Here is a 16,992-nt window from a genome sequence, read left to right on the forward strand (position 1 = left end):
ACCCCTCATCGGGAGTGCAGGAGCTGAAGCACATCGGCTGAACCCTCTCACGCGACAACTACCTTGACGCTCACCGGTATCGCCCGATACTCGGGTCATAGTAACGGTTCCAGTTCTCAAAGAGGTCGGTCTCCACGTCATGGTACTGCCCCGGGAATCGCAGGGGCGTCCAGAAGGGGGACGCGCCCGTCTGGACCCGGCGGTACTCATAGCCGGAGATGACGGCGCCCTTCTGCGTCTTCGTGCCCACCCCTCCGCAGCTGCAGTACTCCGCGACGATGGTGCAGAACTTGTAGCCCGTGTTGTTGAGGGCGGCGCGGACGCCGGACGCCCCAGGGGTGAACCAGGATGTCCAGGAGCGTCCCTTGTCCCAGGGCGTCAGCGTCGCCAGGTCCGTACCGGTGGATTCATCGCGTAGGGACACGGTGTCGTTGCGGCCCTGACTGTACTCGTCCGTGCACTGCTCGAAGTCACTCCACAGGTCCAGAGCATCGAAGAGGACGCGCTGCTGGAGAGTGGTGCCCGCGACGGCAGGCTGCTTCATCACGGTGCCGAAGGGGCCGGAGGTTGCGATGGTGTACGGGTGCGGCGTCTCAACGTCCACGCTGACGCGGTTGACGTGGCCGAAGGCGTCGTACTCTCCGGTTCCTGAGACACGGCCCTGCTCGTCCAGCGTGAGGACGGGCTTGCCCAGATAGTCGGTGATGAGGTGGTAGATGCCGCAGGCGGCGGCCTCGCCTCCGCGAGTGCAGTCCGCCGTATTGTCGGGGAGGAGGAGACTACCAGCGTGTCTTGGAACGGCACGGCCTGCGCTGCAGCATGAGCCGTCGGGGCAACTGCTACGACAACGCGGCCATGGAGAGCTGGTTCAGCACGCTCAAGAACGAACTGGGTGAGGCCTTCGAGAGCGCCAACGACGCGAAGGGGAAGCTGTTCGACTACATCGAGGTCTTCTACAACCAGCAACGCATGCACTCGGCAATCGTCTACGCTTCGCCGGCCCAGTTCGAACGGGCAGCGGCATAGTCAACCTGTCCACGAGAGCGGATCACGCCCACCAGAACCTCTCCACGACCCAGCGCTACATGCACCTGAGCCCAGCGGCCAAGTCAGCGGCCATCCGAATGCTGGAGGGCATGAAGCCGGAAGCCCCAAAATAGAAACGGGCTGGAGACCCAGAAGGCCTCCAGCCCGTCACTGAATGGTCGGGGAGACAGGATTTGAACCTGCGACCCCTTGGTCCCGAACCAAGTGCTCTACCAGGCTGAGCCACTCCCCGATATCCGTGCCGCGCCGGGAACTGCCCTCGGGCCGACGAAGCGTGGGCGGATCTATCCGAGCCACTTCCTTGAGTCAACGCCCACTTTCAAACCGCCCTTCCCCACCCCTCCACCCCCTCCCCGGTCCCCCGACTGTTGTCCTACCTACCCTTCAGGACGGGACAATGTTCACCCTCTTCACAAGATCCGGGCCTTCCTGTACTTCCAAGGTGTAGCACGTTGATCCGCCCCTGTTCCCCCACAGAGGACCCTGATGCCTCCAACTGTCCTCATCTCGGATGATGAGCCCCTCGTGGTGTCCGCCCTCGCGCGGGAGGCCAAGCGCTCTGGCCTCGTGTGCGTGTCCGACACCACCTCCGAACATGTGTTGGAGCTGGCTCGCAAGCACCAGCCCGCCGTCATCATCCTGGACATCAACCAGCACCAGGACGGGCGCGATCTGCTCGCGCAGCTCAAGAAGGACCCCGCCACCCGCGACTGCAAGGTCATCATGCTGAGCGGCGTGGAGGACCAGTTCACCCGCCATGTGTGCTTCGAGCTGGGCGCCGACGACTACGAAGTGAAGCCGTGCGACCCCACCTTCATGACCCGCATCGCCCGGCTCGCCACCGCCGCCGCGCGCCCCCCCGCGCCGACCGAAGCCGCCTGAAGCCTCAGGGCCGCAGCGACTGGATGGCCTGGGCGTAGTCCTTCGCGCCGAACACGTAGCTGCCCGCCACCAGCACCGTCGCCCCCGCGTCCACCACGCGCTTCGCCGTCTGCGCGTTGATGCCGCCGTCCACCTCGATGTCCACGTCCAGCCCCCGCGCGTCCAACATCGCGCGCAGCCGGCGCACCTTGTCCACCGTGGACTCGATGAACGACTGCCCCCCGAACCCCGGGTTCACGCTCATCAAGAGCACCATGTCCACGTCCCCCAGCACCTCCTCAATCGCCACCAGCGGCGTGCCCGGGTTCAACACCACCGACGGCTTCGCCCCCAGGTGACGGATCTGCTGGAGCGTCCGGTGCAGGTGCGGGCTCGCCTCCTGGTGCACCGTCAGCACATCCGCCCCCGCCTTCACGAAGGCCTCCACGTACTTCTCCGGCTCCAGAATCATCAGGTGCACGTCCAACGGCTTCGTCGCCACCCGCTTGATGGCCTCCACCACCACCGGCCCCAACGTGATGTTGGGCACGAACCTGCCATCCATGACATCCACGTGAATCAAGTCCGCGCCAGCGGCCTCGACGGCGCGGACCTCTTCGGCCAGACGGCTGAAATCACTGGAGAGCAGCGACGGGGCGATGCGGACAGGGCGTCTCATGGCGGCGCTTCATAGTCGCTTCCCGGAAGCCACGGTACCCCTGCCCGGCTGGACAGAAGCCTGGCGGACAGAGGTGGACCCAGGGGGTGGTGGGTGGGGCGGCCAAGACAGGGCGCGTGCTACAACCCGGTGCGCCCGCGGCCATCCGCCGCATCCCACGGAGCCCGCCCCGGTGCTTCCCCAGTCCGTGCCCGCCTCCCCCAACCTGTCCCGCCGGCTCGCGAAGCTGACCTCCATCCTGGATGTCGCCAAGGCGATGAGCGCCGAGCGGGACCTCGACCTGCTGCTGCCCCTCATCCTCTATGAGGCCACCAAGGTCGTGGAGTCGGACCGCTGCTCGCTCTTCATCCTGGACCGCGAGCGCAACGAGCTGTGGAGCAAGGTGGCCCAGGGCTCCAAGAATGAAATCCGCCTGCCCATGGGCAGCGGCATCGCCGGGCAGGTCGCCCACACCGGCGCCGTCATCAACATCCCGGACGCCTACGCCGACCCCCGCTTCAACAGCAGTTTCGACATCTCCAGCGGCTACCGCACCCACACCATCCTCTGCGTCCCCATGCGCGACGCCAACGGGGACGTGACGGGCGTCATCCAGGCCCTCAACAAGCGCGGCGGGCGCGTCTTCGACGCCGAGGACGAGGAGCTGCTGCTCGCCCTGGGCGCCCAGGCCGCGGGCGCCATCGAGAACGCCCTCCTCCACGAGGAGATCAACCGCCTCTTCGAGGGTTTTGTCTCCGCGTCCGTCGTCGCCATCGAGGCGCGCGACCCCACCACCGCGGGGCACTCCGGCCGCGTCGCGGACCTCACCGTGTCCCTGGCCCAGGCGCTGGAGCACCACACCACCGGCCCCTATGCGCTGACGCGCTTCTCCGCCGTGGAGATCCAGGAGCTGCGGTACGCGTCGCTGCTGCACGACTTCGGCAAGGTGGGCGTGCGCGAGAACGTGCTCGTCAAGGCGGAGAAGCTCTACCCGCATGAGCTGGAGACGCTGCGCGCCCGCTTCCAGCTGGCCCGCAAGGACCTTCAGCTGCGCAGCTCCCGCCGCAGGCTCGCGTCCGTGGAGGCGCGCGGCGTGGCCGCCCTGCCCGCCATCCACCAGGAGGAGGACGCGCGGCTCGCCCAGGAGCTGGCGCAGCTGGATGAGGTGATGGCCTTCCTGCTCACCTGCAACAGGCCCACGGTGCTCGCGCAGGGCAACTTCGAGCGGCTGCTGGAGCTGGGCAAGCTCACGTACACCGACGCGCACGACCAGGGGCAGCCCCTGCTGCTGCCCCATGAAATCCAATCCCTCTCCATCACCCGCGGCACCCTCTCCCCGGAGGAGCGCCGCGAAATCGAGAGCCACGTCGAGCACACCTACCGCTTCCTGTCCCAGATTCCCTGGACGCGCGCCCTGCGCCGCGTGCCGGAGATCGCCTACGCGCACCATGAGAAGCTGGACGGCACGGGCTACCCGCGCGCCATCCCGGAGATTCCGGTGCAGTCGCGGATGATGTCCATCTGCGACATCTACGACGCGCTCACCGCGAGCGACCGGCCCTACAAGAAGGCCGTGCCGCACGGGCTGGCGTTGGACATCCTCAACAAGGAAGTGGGGGCCGGCCAGCTGGACCGGGACCTGTTCGCCATCTTCGTCGAGGCGGAGATTCCCCGCCGGGCCCTCAAGAAGGGCCCGGCGTAGGCGCGTCACCTCAGGCGCTGATGGTGTGCAGCCGGAGGCTGTTGATCTTCCCGGGCTGGCCCACCGGCGCGCCGAACACCACCACGATGCGGTCGCCCCTGCGCGCCAGGCCCCGCGACACCAGCTCCTCCTCCACGCGGCGGAGCATGGTCTCCGTCTCCTGGATGGGCTCCAGCACGCGTGGCACCACGCCCCAGAGCAGCGACAGGCGGCGGCGCACCTCCTGGTTCGGGCTGAACGCGACGATGGGCACCGTGGGCCGGTAGTGCGCGAGCAGCCGCGCCGTCACGCCCGACAGCGTGAAGGCCGCGATGAGCGTGGCGCCGCTGGCCTTCGCCGCCTCGCACGCGACGCGCGCGATGACGTCCGGGAAGTGCAGCGGCAGGCCCAGGGGCGCGTCGATGACGCGCGGCAGGTACTGGGCGCGGGCGGAGGACTCGGCCGCCAGGATGATGCGCTCCATCATCTGCACGGAGTCCAGGGGGAACTTCCCGCTCGCCGTCTCACCCGACAGCATCAGCGCGTCCGCGCCGTCGTAGACGGCGTTGGCCACGTCGCTGGCCTCCGCGCGCGTGGGGCGCGGGTTGTCGATCATGGAGTTGAGCATCTGCGTGGCCACGATGACCGGCAGGCCGCGCAGGTTGGAGCGCCGGATGATGTCCTTCTGGACGGCCGGCACTTCCTCCGGGGGGATCTCCACGCCCAGGTCGCCGCGGGCCACCATCACGCCGTCCGTCTTGTCGAGGATGGCGTCCAGCCGCGCGATGGCCTCCGGCTTCTCCAGCTTGGAGATGATGGGCACCGTGCGGCCCACCTCCGCCATGGCCTGGCGCGCGGAGTCCAGGTCCGACGGCTGGCGCACGAAGGACAGCGCGATGTAGTCCACGCCCGCCTTGAGGCCGAAGATGAGGTCCTCGCGGTCCTTCGGCGTGAGCGCGTCCGCGCGCACCGCCACGCCGGGCAGGTTGATGCCCTTGTTGTTCTTCAGCGTGCCGCCGTGGATGACCTCCGTCTTGATGAGCTGCTTCTTGTCCGTCTCCACGACGCGCAGTTCCAAGAGGCCGTCGTCCAGCAGGATGCGGTCGCCCGGGTTCACGTCCGCCGCCAGGTGCGGGTACGTGGTGGAGACGATCTCGTCCGTGCCCTTCACCGTCTCGTCGGTGGTGATGTGGAAGGTGCCGCCCGGCTTCAGCTCCGTGCTGCCGGTGATGAAGCGGCCCGTGCGAATCTTGGGACCCTGCAGGTCGCCCAGGATGCCCACCGCCTTGCGCACCTTCAGCGAGGCCGCGCGCAGCATGTCGATGTTCGCCTGATGCTGCTCGTGGCTGCCGTGGGAGAAGTTGAGCCGGGCCACATCCATGCCGGCCTCCAGCAGCGCTTCCAACATCTCCGGGGTCTGACTGGCGGGGCCGAGGGTGCAGACAATCTTTGCTCGTCGCATAGGAGCGCGAACATCCGGCTCCACCGCGTTTCGGTCAAGCAGTCCCAAGAGGAGGCCGAGCAGGTAAACCAGTAAATGTCCAGGCGGCTCGGCGGACGATCAACCGCGCAACAGCGCGCCCAGATTCTCGCGCTCCCAACGCAGCGCGGCGGCGTAATGCGGGTACGTGCGCTCGCGCTCACGGAAGGCGCGCGGGTGATGCACGCGGCGGCCGGTGCGGTTGCTGCTGGGGAACAGTTGATGAAGCATCTCGTGGAAGACGATGAACTCCACGAAGAAGGCGGGCACGTCCGGCTTGTCCAGCGCGGGGTGGATGCGGATCTCCCGCGTCTGATGGTCGTAGACGCCCAGGCGGATGGACTTGCGGCGGCGGCGAGGGGGCATGCGGCCCCAGCCGATGCGCGCCTGGATGGCGTTCTGGAAGTGCGCTTCGTTGACGCCGTTGAAGAGCGCGCGCAGGTCGAAGCAGCGGCCGAGCGGATTCAACTCCGCGTCGGATTCGCGGCGGAGCTGGCGGATGAGCGGCTGCTGGCCCCGGATGTATTCGTCCAGCAGGCCGCCCGCGGCGCGGTGGCCCCGGCCGGCGTAGTCCGCCACCGCGCGCACCACCTGCTCCGGCGCATCCAGGAACATGTGGTGCAGCCGCAGCTGGAGCACCTGCGAGCCCCGGCGGAAGGACACCATGGTGGAGCGGTTGTCCGTCACGGCCAGGCGCACGGGCATGCCCAGGTTCGCGCTCAGGCGCCACGCGAGCGACTCCGCGCGCGACCACAGCTCCTCGCGCGACGCGGTGAGGACGCGCGGCGCCTCCTCTGGAACGCGGTTGCGCGGCGGCAGGGGCGCGGGCCCTTCCGGCACGCGCTGCGCGGGAACGGAGGCGCGTTCCGCGGACGAGCCACGCGGGAACAGGGACATCTGGCGGAAGGCTTCGGGCGTCACGCGGGGGGCATCGTACCCGGCACTTCTCCGGACTCAAGGCCAGGGGCTGGACGCCCGTCCGCCCGGCGACCACGCCCACACGCAGCGCGTGACAAGCGGGGTTGATTCCCTCCCACCCCTTCCGACTTCAGGGCAGGGCCGGGTCGCCCCCGTGACGCGACTTGAGCAGCCGCTCCAGCCGCTCCGGCTCCATGCGCACCACGAAGGTCTTCTCCCGCGCGTACGTCACCTGCCCGGGAGCGGCGCCCTTCAGCTTGCGCACGAACTTCACCGGCATGTAGCTGACCTCTCCGCGCGGCTCGCCCTTCGCCCCCGAGTGGTGCAGCGCGAGGTGCGCCGCGTCCAGCAGCACCTCCTGCGCCACCTCCGCGTGCTTCTCCACCGGCACCACCACGTGGCTGCCTGGCAGCCCCCGGGCGTGCAGCCACAGGTGCCAGGGACGCGCCACCTTGAAGGTGAGCGCGTCGTTGTCCTCCGCGCCCCGCCCCACCCAGATGCGCGAGCCGCCGTGGCCCACGTACTCCTTGAAGGGGAGGCCCTCCTTCGGGCCCTCCTCTCCCTGCGTCACCTGGAGCACCTCCGCCTGCGCGAGCAGCGCGGCGTCATCCATCGCTTCAATCTGCTGGAGCGACAGCTGCGCGTGCGCGACCTCGCGCCCGAGCGTCGCCTCGCGGTGGCGGGCCGCCTCCACGCCGCGCAGCAGGCGCCGGTACTGGTGGAAGTGCCAGTCCGCCTCCTCCTTCGGGGTGCGCTTCGGGTCCAGCTTCACCTGGACCTCCTCCACGCCCTGCTCCGTATAGGCGGTGAGCGTCACCTGCGAGGCGCCGCGCTTGAGCCGGTGCAGGTTCTGCGCGAGCAGCTCGCCCACCTCGCGGTGCTTCTCCGCCTCCGGGCCCCGCTGGGCCTCCGCGCGCACCTTCTCCAGCGTGCGGGAGGAGCGCTTCAGCCGCGCCCGGTACGGCTGCGCGAGCCTGCGGCGGATGGCATCCGCGCGGCTGGTGCGGTCCTTCTGCCCGAGCACCCGTTCGGCGGCTTGCAGGTTCGGGAGAGGGTCCGCGTCCACGAGGGCCAGGCGCGAGGGCTGCGCCCTGCCCTTCGCCAGCGCTTCGGCGGACACGGGCTCCGGCGGGGACCACCGCGCGCCGGGGTAGAGGTTGCGCCGCGCGCCGAAGCCCTCGCCGGAGAGCATCAGCACGCGCTCGTTGTCGCTCAGCAGGAGCAGCCCGCCCGGGGCGCCCACCTCCAGCACCAGGCGGCGGCGCACGGCCTCGCGCTCGAACTCCAGCACCACGGCGCGGGAGGCCTCCAGGTAGCGCGCGCCCTGGAGCTTGAAGCCGGTGAGCTCCTGGCGCAGCCAGCGCTGGAAGGGGGCGGGCTCTCCCGGCGTGGGGAAGCGGTCCTCCGCGACGGACAGGCGCGACAGCTCCCCTTCCGCGCACAGGCACAGGACCACCGATCTGCCGGGGACGCGCAGTTCCAGGTAGGCCAGCCGGGGCAGCGGGCACCATGCCTTCTGGGCGACCGCGCCCACCAGCCGGGCCGCGACCTCCGCCACGACCTCCTCGAACTCCACCGGACGCAGCGACATGGACGGGCCCCTTCCGGACGGCGGGCCGCAAGGGCTTGGAATCCCTGGCCCGCAAAAGAAAAACGGCCCGGCGGGTTTCGCCGAGCCGTTCACTGGACGTCAACCGACGTCCGTCATGACGCCGTACTTCAGGCTTCCGGGGTCGCCGGGGCCGCAGCGGCCTTGCTGGCGCTCTTGCGGGTGGTCTTGCGCGCGGACTTCTTCGCGGCGGCCTTCTTGGCCGGGGCCTTCTTGGCCGTACCGCGCTTGGCGGCAGGGGCCTTGCGGGCAGTCTTCTTCGTCGCGGTCTTCTTCGACGCGGCCTTCTTCGCGGTCTTCTTCTTCGCGGCCATCGGAATCCTCCGTTCAGTGTTGAGGCCCGCGAGGACGCGAGCCCTGCACCCACTTTGGACTGAACGTGAGTGCTTGAAATGAATGGTACGGGCGACATGCCAGTGTGTCAACGCATGGTGATGTATTGCAGTGCGCGGCGAGGCCGATTTTTGGCCTCCGGGCGCTTCGAACCGTTCGTGGCGGTCATTTCGGGGGTCCGGCGCGTCGCGCGCGGAGCCGAATTTCCGGCTCCGGACGCATTTCGGGGGTCGGCGCGGCGGGTCCGGGTGTCCGCTGCCGAGCAACCCGCGCGCACGCATCGCGTCGCTTCCCGTCGTGGAGGCGAAGTCCTACGGTGCCGCCCCGCATGCGAGCTGCTGACCCGCTGACCTTCCCCGCGTCCTTCACCTTCGGCGTCGCCACGTCCGCGTACCAGGTGGAGGGCGGCATCGAGAACGACTGGGCCGCCTGGGAGCGGCAGGGGAAGTTGAAGGAGCCCGGCGCGCGGTGCGGCCGCGCGGTGGACCACTGGAACCGCTACGAGGAGGACTACGCCCTGGCGAAGGCGGTGGGCGCGGGCGCCTTCCGGCTGTCGCTGGAGTGGGCGCGCATCGAGCCCGAGCGCGGCCGGTTCGACGGGGCGGCGCTGGAGGCGTACCGCGAGCGGCTGCTGCGCCTGCGCGCGCACGGACTGCGGCCGGTGGTGACGCTCCATCACTTCACCCACCCCACGTGGTTCCACGCGTCCACGCCCTGGCACCTTCCGGAGAGCCTGGAGGCCTTCCGCCGGTACGTGCGCCAGTGCGCGCCCCTGTTGGAGGGCCTGGACGCGCTCGTCATCTCCTTCAACGAACCGATGGTCCTCTTGTTGGGCGGCTACCTCCAGGGCCTGATGCCTCCAGGCATCACGGACGGGGCGAAGACGATGGCGGCCCTGGAGAACATGGTGCGCGCGCACGCCATCGCGCGCGAGGAGCTGGGGCAGCGTCTGGGCCGGGTGGAGCTGGGCATCTCCCAGAACATGCTCGCGTTCACGCCGGACCGCTGGTGGCATCCCCTGGACCGCTCGCTGGTGCGGTTGGCGGCCCCCGCCTACAACCACGCGTTCCACGAGGCGCTGTTCTCCGGCCACCTGCGCGTCTTCATGCCGGGGGTCGCGTCCACGAACGTGCGCATCCCGGAGGCGCGCGACTCCGTGGAGTTCGTGGGCGTCAACTACTACACGCGCGCGCACCTGCGCTTCATGCCGCGCCCGCCCTTCATCGACTTCAAGTACCGCGACCCGGACGGGCGGGGGCTCACCGACATCGGCTGGGAGCGGCGCCCGGAGGGCTTCCTCCAGCTGCTCCACGAGGTGAAGCGCTACGGCAAGCCGGTGTGGGTGACGGAGAACGGCGTCGACGACCGGGCGGGCGCGGCGCGGCCGGAGTACCTCCACTCGCACCTCCAGCAGGTGCTGACCGCGCGCGCGGAGGGCGTGGACGTGCAGGGCTACCTCTATTGGAGCCTGCTGGACAACTTCGAGTGGCTGGAGGGCTGGGGCCCGCGCTTCGGCCTCTACCACGTCGACTTCGACACGCTGGAGCGCCGCCCCACCCCGGCCTGCGACTACTTCCGCGCGGTGGCCACGGGGCGCGTGCTGGTGCCGCCCGCGGCCGTCGCTCAGCCCAGCGCGGCCCGGTAGTCCACCTCCGGCTCCTCCAGAGGGGCCGTGGGGTCGGTGTCCGCGCCCGCGAAGAAGCGGCGCACGCTGTCCTCCACCGCCTCCGGCGAGTCCAGCCCGTTCACCTCCGCGCGGAAGTGCGCCGCGCCCTTCAGGCCATGGGCGTACCAGGCCAGGTGGCGGCGGAAGGAGCGCACCGCGCCCAGGGCGTCCCCGACGAACTCCGCGTGGGCCTGCGCGTGCTCCAGCACCAGCGCGCAGCGCTCCTGGGGGGACGCCGGCGGGCCGCCCACCAGCTCCCGGAAGAGCCACGGGTTGCCCAGGGCGCCGCGGCCAATCATCACGAAGTCGCAGCGGGTGACGTCCAGCATGCGGTGGGCGTCCGCCACCGTCTTCACGTCCCCATTGCCGATGATGGGCAGCTCCGGGAAGTGGCGCTTGAGGTCCGCGATGTGGGACCAGTCGGCCTGCCCCGAGTAGCCCTGCTCGCGCGTGCGCGGGTGGAGGGCGAGCCCCGCGCACCCGGCCTCCTGGAGGGCCTCGGCCACCTTCAGATAGTTGAGCGTGCGCGCGTCCCAGCCCGAGCGGATCTTGCAGGTGACGGGCAGGCCGGTGGCCTCGCGGATGGCCCGGACGATGGCCGCCGCGCGGGGCACGTCGCACAAGAGGCCGCTGCCGGCGCCGTTGCGCACCACCTTCTTCACCGGGCAGCCCATGTTGATGTCGATGAGCTGCGCGCCCGCGGCCTTCCCCACTTGCGCGGCCTGGGCCATGGCCTCCGGTTCGCCGCCGAAGATCTGGAGCGAGTAGGGCTTCTCCACCCGGGCGTCGTAGCGCAGGTACTTGAGGGTGCGCTGGTTCTGGCGCATCAGCCCCTGGGCGCTGACGAGCTCCGTGGGGCACAGGGCGGCGCCCAGCCGGAAGGCGATGACGCGGAACGGGCGCTCGCTCACGCCCGCCATGGGCGCGAGGATGTAGGGGTTGGGGAGCGTGTAGGGACCCAGCTTCAGCATGGCGGCGACACCCTATACCCGACGGAGGGAAACAGAAGCGCGCGGGGCGTGAGAACGGCCCTGCGCGAGTGGGGGGCAACGATTAAGGTCCCCCTCCATGTTCCGTTTTCGGCTCGGGAGCGTCCCCGTCCACGTCCACACGAGTCACCTGCTGTTCTCCGCGGTGCTCGCCTACAACTCCCTGCCGGTGCCGGGGCGGCACTCGGGTGCCGGGTGGCTGGGGGACCAGCTGGCCGACCCCTCGTCGTCCGGCCACATGGGCGCGGTGGTGGCCTACGTGCTGTCGTGGATGTTCATCGTCTTCGTGTCCGTGCTGGTCCACGAGCTGGGGCACGCGGTGGCCTTCCGCTTCTATGGATACCGGCCGAGCGTGGACCTGGTCTTCATGGGCGGCGTCACCCGGCCCAACACGGACGCGCCGCTGCCCTGGCACAAGGACGTGGTGAGCAGCTTCGCGGGCCCGCTGGCGGGGCTGACGCTGGGCGTCTTGTGCTGGGCGGTGCTGATGCAGGTGCGGGGCCGCTCGGAGATGGCGGACTTCTTCCTGGGCAACTTCTTCTTCGCGAACATGGCGTGGGCGGTGCTGAACCTGCTGCCGGTGCCGCCGCTGGACGGGGGCCACATCAGCACGGCGCTGGCGACGCGGATGTTCGGGCGGCGGGGCTTCATCGTGTCCCACGTGCTGGCGCTGGGCCTGTGCGTGGGCGTGGTGCTGCTGGCCATCAAGAGCGGGGCCCTGTTCATGGGCGTCCTTTTCGCCATGTTCGGCTTCCAGGCGTTCCGCGTGCTGGCGGAGGTGATGCGCGCGCGCAACGAGGCGAAGGAGGAGGAGGGCCCCCAGGCCCAGGGCCTGCGCGAGGCGCAGCAGGCGCTGCGCGAGGACCGGCTGGACGACGCGTGGCGGCTGGGCACCCAGCTATTGGAGACCCCGGGCCTGTCCGCGGGCCTCACCAGCCGGGCCCATTACCTGCTGGGCTGGGTGGCGCTGAAGCAGGGCCATGGGCGGCCCGCGCTCGACCACTTCTCCCAGGTGCAGGGCCAGCCCGTGGAGATGCACGCGGTGGCGGCGGCCTTCTCGCTGGTGGGCGACGACGCCCGGGCGGTGGGCTACTGGAAGCAGGCGTGGGGTGAGTCGCAGGACCGCACCGTGATGCACGAGTACGCGGGCGCGCTCATCCGCCTGGGCCAGGTGACGGAGGCGCTGCGGCTGCCCCGCGTGGACGCGGCGGCCGCGTTCCGGTGCGCGGAGCGGGCGCTGTTCATCCGGGGGGCCTATTCGGAGGCCGCGGCGGTGAGCGAGGCGGCGCTCGGCCACGTCCCGGACGCGGGCATCGCGTACGACGCGGCGTGTGCCTTCGCCAGGGCGGGCAACGTGGCGGACGCGGTGCGCCTGCTCCAGCGCGCCGAGGCGCTGGGCTTCCGGGACGCGGCGTACGCCGCCTCCGACGAGGACCTGTCGCACCTGCACGGTCACGCCGCGTTCGAGGACTGGCTGACGCGCTTGCAGCCCACCGCCACGCCCTGACTCAAGGTCCGCTGCCCTGGACGCATGTCCGGGGCTAGAGTCCGCGCCCCCTTCCGTGAGCCCTTCGCCCCCTGTCGTGAAACCCTCCCCCGAGCCCATGCGTACCGGAGGCATGCCGGCATCCTCGGGAGGCGAGGCCGACTCGGACGAGGTACTGATGGGGCGGTTCTGCCAGGGCGACGCGCCCGCGTTCGACGCGCTCTTCCAGCGCTACGCGCGCCCCATCCAGGGCTACCTGTCCCGCCTGACGGGCAGCCCCGCCACCGCCGAGGACCTGGCCCAGCTCACGTTCCTGTCCCTCGTTCGCTCGCGCGGCCGGTACCAGGTGGGGTCCCGCGTCCGTCCCTGGCTGTACGCCATCGCCACCAACGCCGCGCGGGACCACGCCCGGCGCCACCGCCGGCCGGAGGACCTCACGCCCGAGGGCGAGCTGCCCCTCACCGTCGTGGCGGACACCCCGGAGCCGCGCGACGTGGGCCTGGAGCGGGCCGTGCAGCACGCCCTGGCGCGGCTCCCGGAGGGCCAGCGGCTGCCCATCCTCATGCACCGCTTCGAAGGCATGGGCTTCGCGGAGATCGCCGAGGCGCTGGGCCTCACCGAGAGCGCCGTGAAGGTCCGCGCCCACCGGGGCTACGCGCGCCTGCGCGAGCTGCTGGCCCCCCTTCATCAGGAGACCGCGTGATGACGCCCGAGTGCGAACGCGTCCTGGACTGCCTGACCGGCCCGCTGCCTCCGGAGCTGGCGTCACACACGGCCGGGTGCGCGGACTGCCGCGCGCTCGTGGAGGGATTCCAGGACCTGGGCTCCCCGCCACCGCCCCTCCCCGTCGACGAAGCGAAGCTCGAACAGGCGCGGCGCCGGTCGCTCACGGAGCTGGCCGCGCACCCCCGTCCCACGCCGTGGTGGAAGGAGGTGGCGGTCCTGCTGGCCACCTATCTGGGCGTGGGCGCGGTGGGGCTGCTCGTGGTGGGCCGGCACGGGATGCTGCTCAACTCCGCGTCCACGCTGAGCATCGCGCTCGTGGCGCTGCTCATCGTCGCGGGCGTGGGCGGCGGGGCGATGGTGGCGCTCGCGCCCCGGCAGCGGACGTGGCCCCTGGGGCTCGTCGCGGTGGGCGCGCTGGCCGTGGCGCTGGCGCAGCTGGCCGGAGGCTCCGGCGTCCAGGTGAGGCCCCTGCTCACCAGCACCCTGGGGTGCATGGGCACGGAGGTGGCCCTGTCCGTGGTGCCGCTGGCCCTGGCGCTGGTCCTGCTCTGCCGCTCCGCCTTCCAGCCCATGCGGGCGCTGGCGGCGGGCCTGTCCGCCGCGGGGGTGGGCACGCTGGTGCTGCACGTGCACTGCCCCGACGGCGCGGCGGACCACCTGATGCTGGGCCACGTGCTGCCGTGGCTGGCGCTGGCGGGCGTGGCGGTGTTCGTCCGCTCGCGCCTGCCGTCCCGCACCTTCGCGCCCTGAGGCGGCGCCCTACTGGAGCCGGGCCAGCGCTTCCTGGGGGAAGGCCCGCGCGTCCACCTTGGCGTGCCACTCCTTGATGCGGCCGTCCGGCCCGATGACCACGCCCACCCGGCGCGCGTTGGCGGCCGAGGCGTCATCCGCGGCCCCGTAGGCCAGCCCCACCTTTCGATCCACGTCGCACAGCAAGGGGAAGTTGAAGCCGAACTTCTGGGAGAAGGCCTGGTTCTCCGCCGGCGTGTCGAAGCTGATGCCCAGGATGGCGGTGCCCTTCTGCTCGTACTGGGCCTTGTGGTCGCGGAAGGAGCAGCCCTCCGCGGTGCAGCCCGGGGTGTCCGCCTTCGGGTAGAACCAGAGCACCACGTTGCGGCCCCGGTAGTCCGACAGCCGGTGCGTCTGGCCCGTGGAGTCCTGCACGGTGAACTCCGGCGCCACGTCTCCCTGCTTGAGCATGTGGGATGCCTCCTGCTTCGGGTGGAAACCGGGGCCGTCGTAGCACGCCCCGGGGGCAGGCGGCCGGGCACCGCTCGGACGATGTGTGGAGTGGAGTGCAGGCGGACGGCGCGGACCGCGCGCCGCCATCAAGAAGCTTGAAACCCACCGCCCTCCTCCGTTTAGTAGGTGCTCCAAATGAACAACTCCGACGAACCTCCGCCTGCCCAAAGGCAGCGCGTGGCCGCGCTCACCGCGTGGGCACGGCAGAACCTTTCGCGCCTCATCCTCGTGTTGCTGGGCGCCTCCAACCGCATCCGCCTGCCCACGCCGTCCGTGTTGCCCATCGCGGGGGCGGTGGTGGGCCTGTACAGCGGGCTGGCGGCGGGCATCTTCTCCAACCTGATTGGCGTGATGAGCGGCATCACGTTCAGCGCCGCGGAGCTGTCGGTCACGTTCCGGCCGCAGCGGCTGCGCACGCTGATGGAGTCGCTCGCGTCCGCGCGCTGGCACCTGGAATACGCGCTCGTGGGCGTGCCGCTGGCGCTGGGCGCGCTGCTGCTGGCGCGGGTCATCGAGCCGGGAGGGCCGCGCGACGAGGTGAAGCGGCGCCTGAGGCTGCTGTCGCTGCTGACGCTGGGCGCGCTGTCGCTCTACTACCCGCTGGTGGGGCTGGCGGCCGTGAACGCGGTGTTCGGCCACGCGCACAACCTGCCCGCGGCGCTGCCGCACCTGCCCTGGTGGCTGATGCTGCTGGCGCCCACGGTGGGCGGGCTCGCGGTGGGGCGGCTCTTGCGCGACCGGCCGGAGACGCACGGCCACGGCCTGCCGGAGGTGGTGCGCGCGGTGAAGAGCGGCGACAACGTGGTGCCGGCGGACCGGGGGTTGCTCAAGCTCATCGCGTCCGCCATCACCATTGGCAGCGGCGGGTCCGCGGGACGGGAAGGCCCCATCGTCTATGGCGGCGCGGCGTTCGCGTCCAGCGTGGGGCGCGTGCTGGGGTTCAGCCGCAAGGAGCTGTCCATCCTGCTGGCGTGCGGCGCGGGCGCGGGCATCTCCGCGTCCTTCAACGCCCCCATCGCGGGCGCGGTGTTCGCGATGGAGATCATCCTGCGCGAGTTCGAGCTGCGCGTGTTCTCCCCCATCATCCTGGCCAGCGTCGCGGGCACGCTGGTGAGCCGGGGCGTGCTGGACGAAGCGCCCATGCTCAACCGGGTCAACTACGAGCTGGTGAGCGGCTCGGAGGTGTTCGCCTACGCGGCGCTGGGCATCGGGTGCGGCCTGCTCGCGTTCGCGTTCGTGAAGCTGCTGCACGGGGTGGAGCACTTCTTCCATGGGAAGGCGGGCGGGACGCTGTCGCCGTGGCTGGGGAAGAAGCCGCTGCCGGTGCGCGCGGCGCTGGGCGGCCTGTGCACGGGCGTGCTCGTGTTCCTCAGCCCCACGGTGTGGGGCAGCGGGCACGACTTCATCAACCTGGCGGCGGCCGGACAGCTGCCCTTCCTCTTCCTGGTGACGGCGTGCGTGCTGAAGCTCCTGGCCACGTCCCTGACCATCGGCTCGGGGGGCTCCGGCGGCACGTTCTTCCCCGCGGCCGTCATCGGCGCCATGGCGGGCGGCGCGTTCGGCACGCTGGTGCACTACTTCTTCCCGCTCTCCACCGGGCCCAGCGGCGCGTACGCCATCGTGGGCATGGGGGGCGCGGTGGCGGCGCTCACGCGCGGCCCGCTCACCGGCATGATGATGCTGTACGAGCTGAGCGGCAGCCATGAAATCATCCTGCCGCTGATGGTGACCTGCACCATCGCGTCCGCGCTGTGCCACTACCTCACGGAGCGCACCGCGCCCAAGGTGCAGAGCGACGAGGACCTGCTCACGGGCACGCACGTGCGGGCCCTGATGACGGAGGTCCCGGCGGTGCCCGCGGGCACGCCCCTGCGCTCGCTGACGGACCAGCTGCTCACGTCCGAGGCCGGCACGCTGCCGGTGCTGGACACGGAGGGCAACCTCTACGGCACGGTGCAGGTGGAGCAGCTGCGCGAGGTGTGGCGGGATGAATCCATGTACCCGCTGCTCGTGGCCAGCGACCTGGCGCGCAAGCTGCCCGCGCTGGCCCCGGATTCGGACCTGGCGCACGCGCTCCAGGTGATGGACCAGGAGGACGTGGACGCGCTACCCGTGGCCCCCGTGCTGGGACTGGCCCCGTGCGGCCTCATCACCCGCGCCGCCGTCCGGCGCTTCCTCTTCGCCCAGCACACCCGCGCGCACGCCAGGGGCGACTACCCCATCACCCCGACCGAGGCGACGCACTGACCCTGGAGCCAGCGGGCCGGCCGGCCCCAGGTCCCCACAAAGGCAGACA

Annotated in this window: 16 protein-coding genes and 1 tRNA gene; 8 read left to right on the plus strand and 9 right to left on the minus strand. The window is 70.8% G+C overall.

Annotated elements, in window-relative coordinates; genetic code table 11:
• Positions 1 to 70 precede the first annotated feature (70 nt).
• Entirely contained in the window at positions 71 to 604 is a 534-nt protein-coding gene (locus FOF48_RS15130) for an RHS repeat-associated core domain-containing protein (RefSeq protein WP_143902241.1), read from the minus strand.
• Between the two features lie 188 nt (positions 605 to 792).
• On the opposite strand from FOF48_RS15130, the gene FOF48_RS15135 reads away from it, so the two are divergent.
• Entirely contained in the window at positions 793 to 1,026 is a 234-nt protein-coding gene (locus FOF48_RS15135; RefSeq protein WP_255442211.1) for an integrase core domain-containing protein, read from the plus strand.
• Positions 1,027 to 1,202: 176 nt separating this feature from the next.
• Here the strand turns inward: FOF48_RS15135 and FOF48_RS15145 are convergent.
• A tRNA-Pro gene (locus FOF48_RS15145) sits at positions 1,203 to 1,279 on the minus strand.
• A gap of 254 nt (positions 1,280 to 1,533) precedes the next feature.
• Between FOF48_RS15145 and FOF48_RS15150 the strand changes: the two genes are divergently transcribed.
• Positions 1,534 to 1,929: a two-component system response regulator gene (locus FOF48_RS15150; RefSeq protein WP_143902245.1), complete on the plus strand. Its 396-nt coding sequence runs from the start codon at positions 1,534 to 1,536 to the stop codon at positions 1,927 to 1,929.
• Between the two features lie 4 nt (positions 1,930 to 1,933).
• On the opposite strand, the gene rpe is transcribed toward FOF48_RS15150, so the two are convergent.
• Entirely contained in the window at positions 1,934 to 2,587 is a 654-nt protein-coding gene (rpe, locus tag FOF48_RS15155) for a ribulose-phosphate 3-epimerase (RefSeq protein WP_143902247.1), read from the minus strand.
• A 172-nt stretch (positions 2,588 to 2,759) separates the two neighbouring features.
• On the opposite strand from rpe, the gene FOF48_RS15160 reads away from it, so the two are divergent.
• Positions 2,760 to 4,268, plus strand: a complete 1,509-nt coding sequence (locus tag FOF48_RS15160; protein ID WP_143902248.1) for an HD family phosphohydrolase — start codon at positions 2,760 to 2,762, stop codon at positions 4,266 to 4,268.
• A 10-nt stretch (positions 4,269 to 4,278) separates the two neighbouring features.
• Here FOF48_RS15160 and pyk read toward each other — a convergent pair whose 3' ends face one another.
• From pyk to FOF48_RS15180, 4 genes are all read right to left on the minus strand, one after another.
• Positions 4,279 to 5,709, minus strand: a complete 1,431-nt coding sequence (gene pyk / locus FOF48_RS15165; protein WP_143902250.1) for a pyruvate kinase — start codon at positions 5,707 to 5,709, stop codon at positions 4,279 to 4,281.
• 99 nt (positions 5,710 to 5,808) lie between these two features.
• Positions 5,809 to 6,624, minus strand: coding sequence for a hypothetical protein (locus tag FOF48_RS15170; RefSeq protein WP_143902852.1), 816 nt, complete (start codon positions 6,622 to 6,624; stop codon positions 5,809 to 5,811).
• A 151-nt stretch (positions 6,625 to 6,775) separates the two neighbouring features.
• Positions 6,776 to 8,236, minus strand: coding sequence for an NFACT family protein (locus FOF48_RS15175; protein WP_143902252.1), 1,461 nt, complete (start codon positions 8,234 to 8,236; stop codon positions 6,776 to 6,778).
• 128 nt (positions 8,237 to 8,364) lie between these two features.
• A complete protein-coding gene (locus tag FOF48_RS15180; RefSeq protein ID WP_014399699.1) occupies positions 8,365 to 8,568 on the minus strand; it encodes a hypothetical protein in 204 nt (67 codons plus the stop codon).
• A 347-nt stretch (positions 8,569 to 8,915) separates the two neighbouring features.
• Between FOF48_RS15180 and FOF48_RS15185 the strand changes: the two genes are divergently transcribed.
• The gene (locus tag FOF48_RS15185; protein ID WP_143902254.1) at positions 8,916 to 10,232 is read left to right on the plus strand and encodes a glycoside hydrolase family 1 protein; all 1,317 of its coding nucleotides are present in this window, start codon (positions 8,916 to 8,918) and stop codon (positions 10,230 to 10,232) included.
• Here FOF48_RS15185 and dusB read toward each other — a convergent pair.
• Positions 10,211 to 11,224, minus strand: coding sequence for a tRNA dihydrouridine synthase DusB (dusB, locus tag FOF48_RS15190; RefSeq protein ID WP_143902256.1), 1,014 nt, complete (start codon positions 11,222 to 11,224; stop codon positions 10,211 to 10,213). The two genes, FOF48_RS15185 and dusB, sit on opposite strands and share 22 nt — an antisense overlap.
• A 97-nt stretch (positions 11,225 to 11,321) precedes the next feature.
• Between dusB and FOF48_RS15195 the strand changes: the two genes are divergently transcribed.
• From FOF48_RS15195 to FOF48_RS15205, 3 genes are all read left to right on the plus strand, one after another.
• A complete protein-coding gene (locus FOF48_RS15195) occupies positions 11,322 to 12,749 on the plus strand; it encodes a site-2 protease family protein (protein WP_143902258.1) in 1,428 nt (475 codons plus the stop codon).
• Positions 12,750 to 12,861: 112 nt separating this feature from the next.
• Positions 12,862 to 13,431, plus strand: coding sequence for an RNA polymerase sigma factor (locus FOF48_RS15200; protein ID WP_186001926.1), 570 nt, complete (start codon positions 12,862 to 12,864; stop codon positions 13,429 to 13,431).
• Positions 13,431 to 14,204, plus strand: a complete 774-nt coding sequence (locus FOF48_RS15205) for a DUF1109 family protein (protein WP_143902260.1) — start codon at positions 13,431 to 13,433, stop codon at positions 14,202 to 14,204. The genes FOF48_RS15200 and FOF48_RS15205 overlap by 1 nt, the downstream gene beginning before the upstream one ends.
• Positions 14,205 to 14,213: 9 nt before the next feature.
• Here the strand turns inward: FOF48_RS15205 and FOF48_RS15210 are convergent, their stop codons facing one another.
• Complete coding sequence (locus FOF48_RS15210; RefSeq protein ID WP_143902262.1) at positions 14,214 to 14,654, minus strand: peroxiredoxin; 441 nt, start codon at positions 14,652 to 14,654, stop codon at positions 14,214 to 14,216.
• Positions 14,655 to 14,831: 177 nt separating this feature from the next.
• Between FOF48_RS15210 and FOF48_RS15215 the strand changes: the two genes are divergently transcribed.
• Positions 14,832 to 16,943 carry a chloride channel protein gene (locus FOF48_RS15215; RefSeq protein ID WP_255442212.1) on the plus strand — a complete coding sequence of 704 codons (2,112 nt, stop codon included), beginning with the start codon at positions 14,832 to 14,834 and terminating at the stop codon, positions 16,941 to 16,943.
• Positions 16,944 to 16,992: the final 49 nt, after the last annotated feature.

The sequence above is a fragment of the Corallococcus sp. Z5C101001 genome (genome assembly GCF_007352635.1).
Lineage (GTDB): Bacteria > Myxococcota > Myxococcia > Myxococcales > Myxococcaceae > Corallococcus > Corallococcus silvisoli.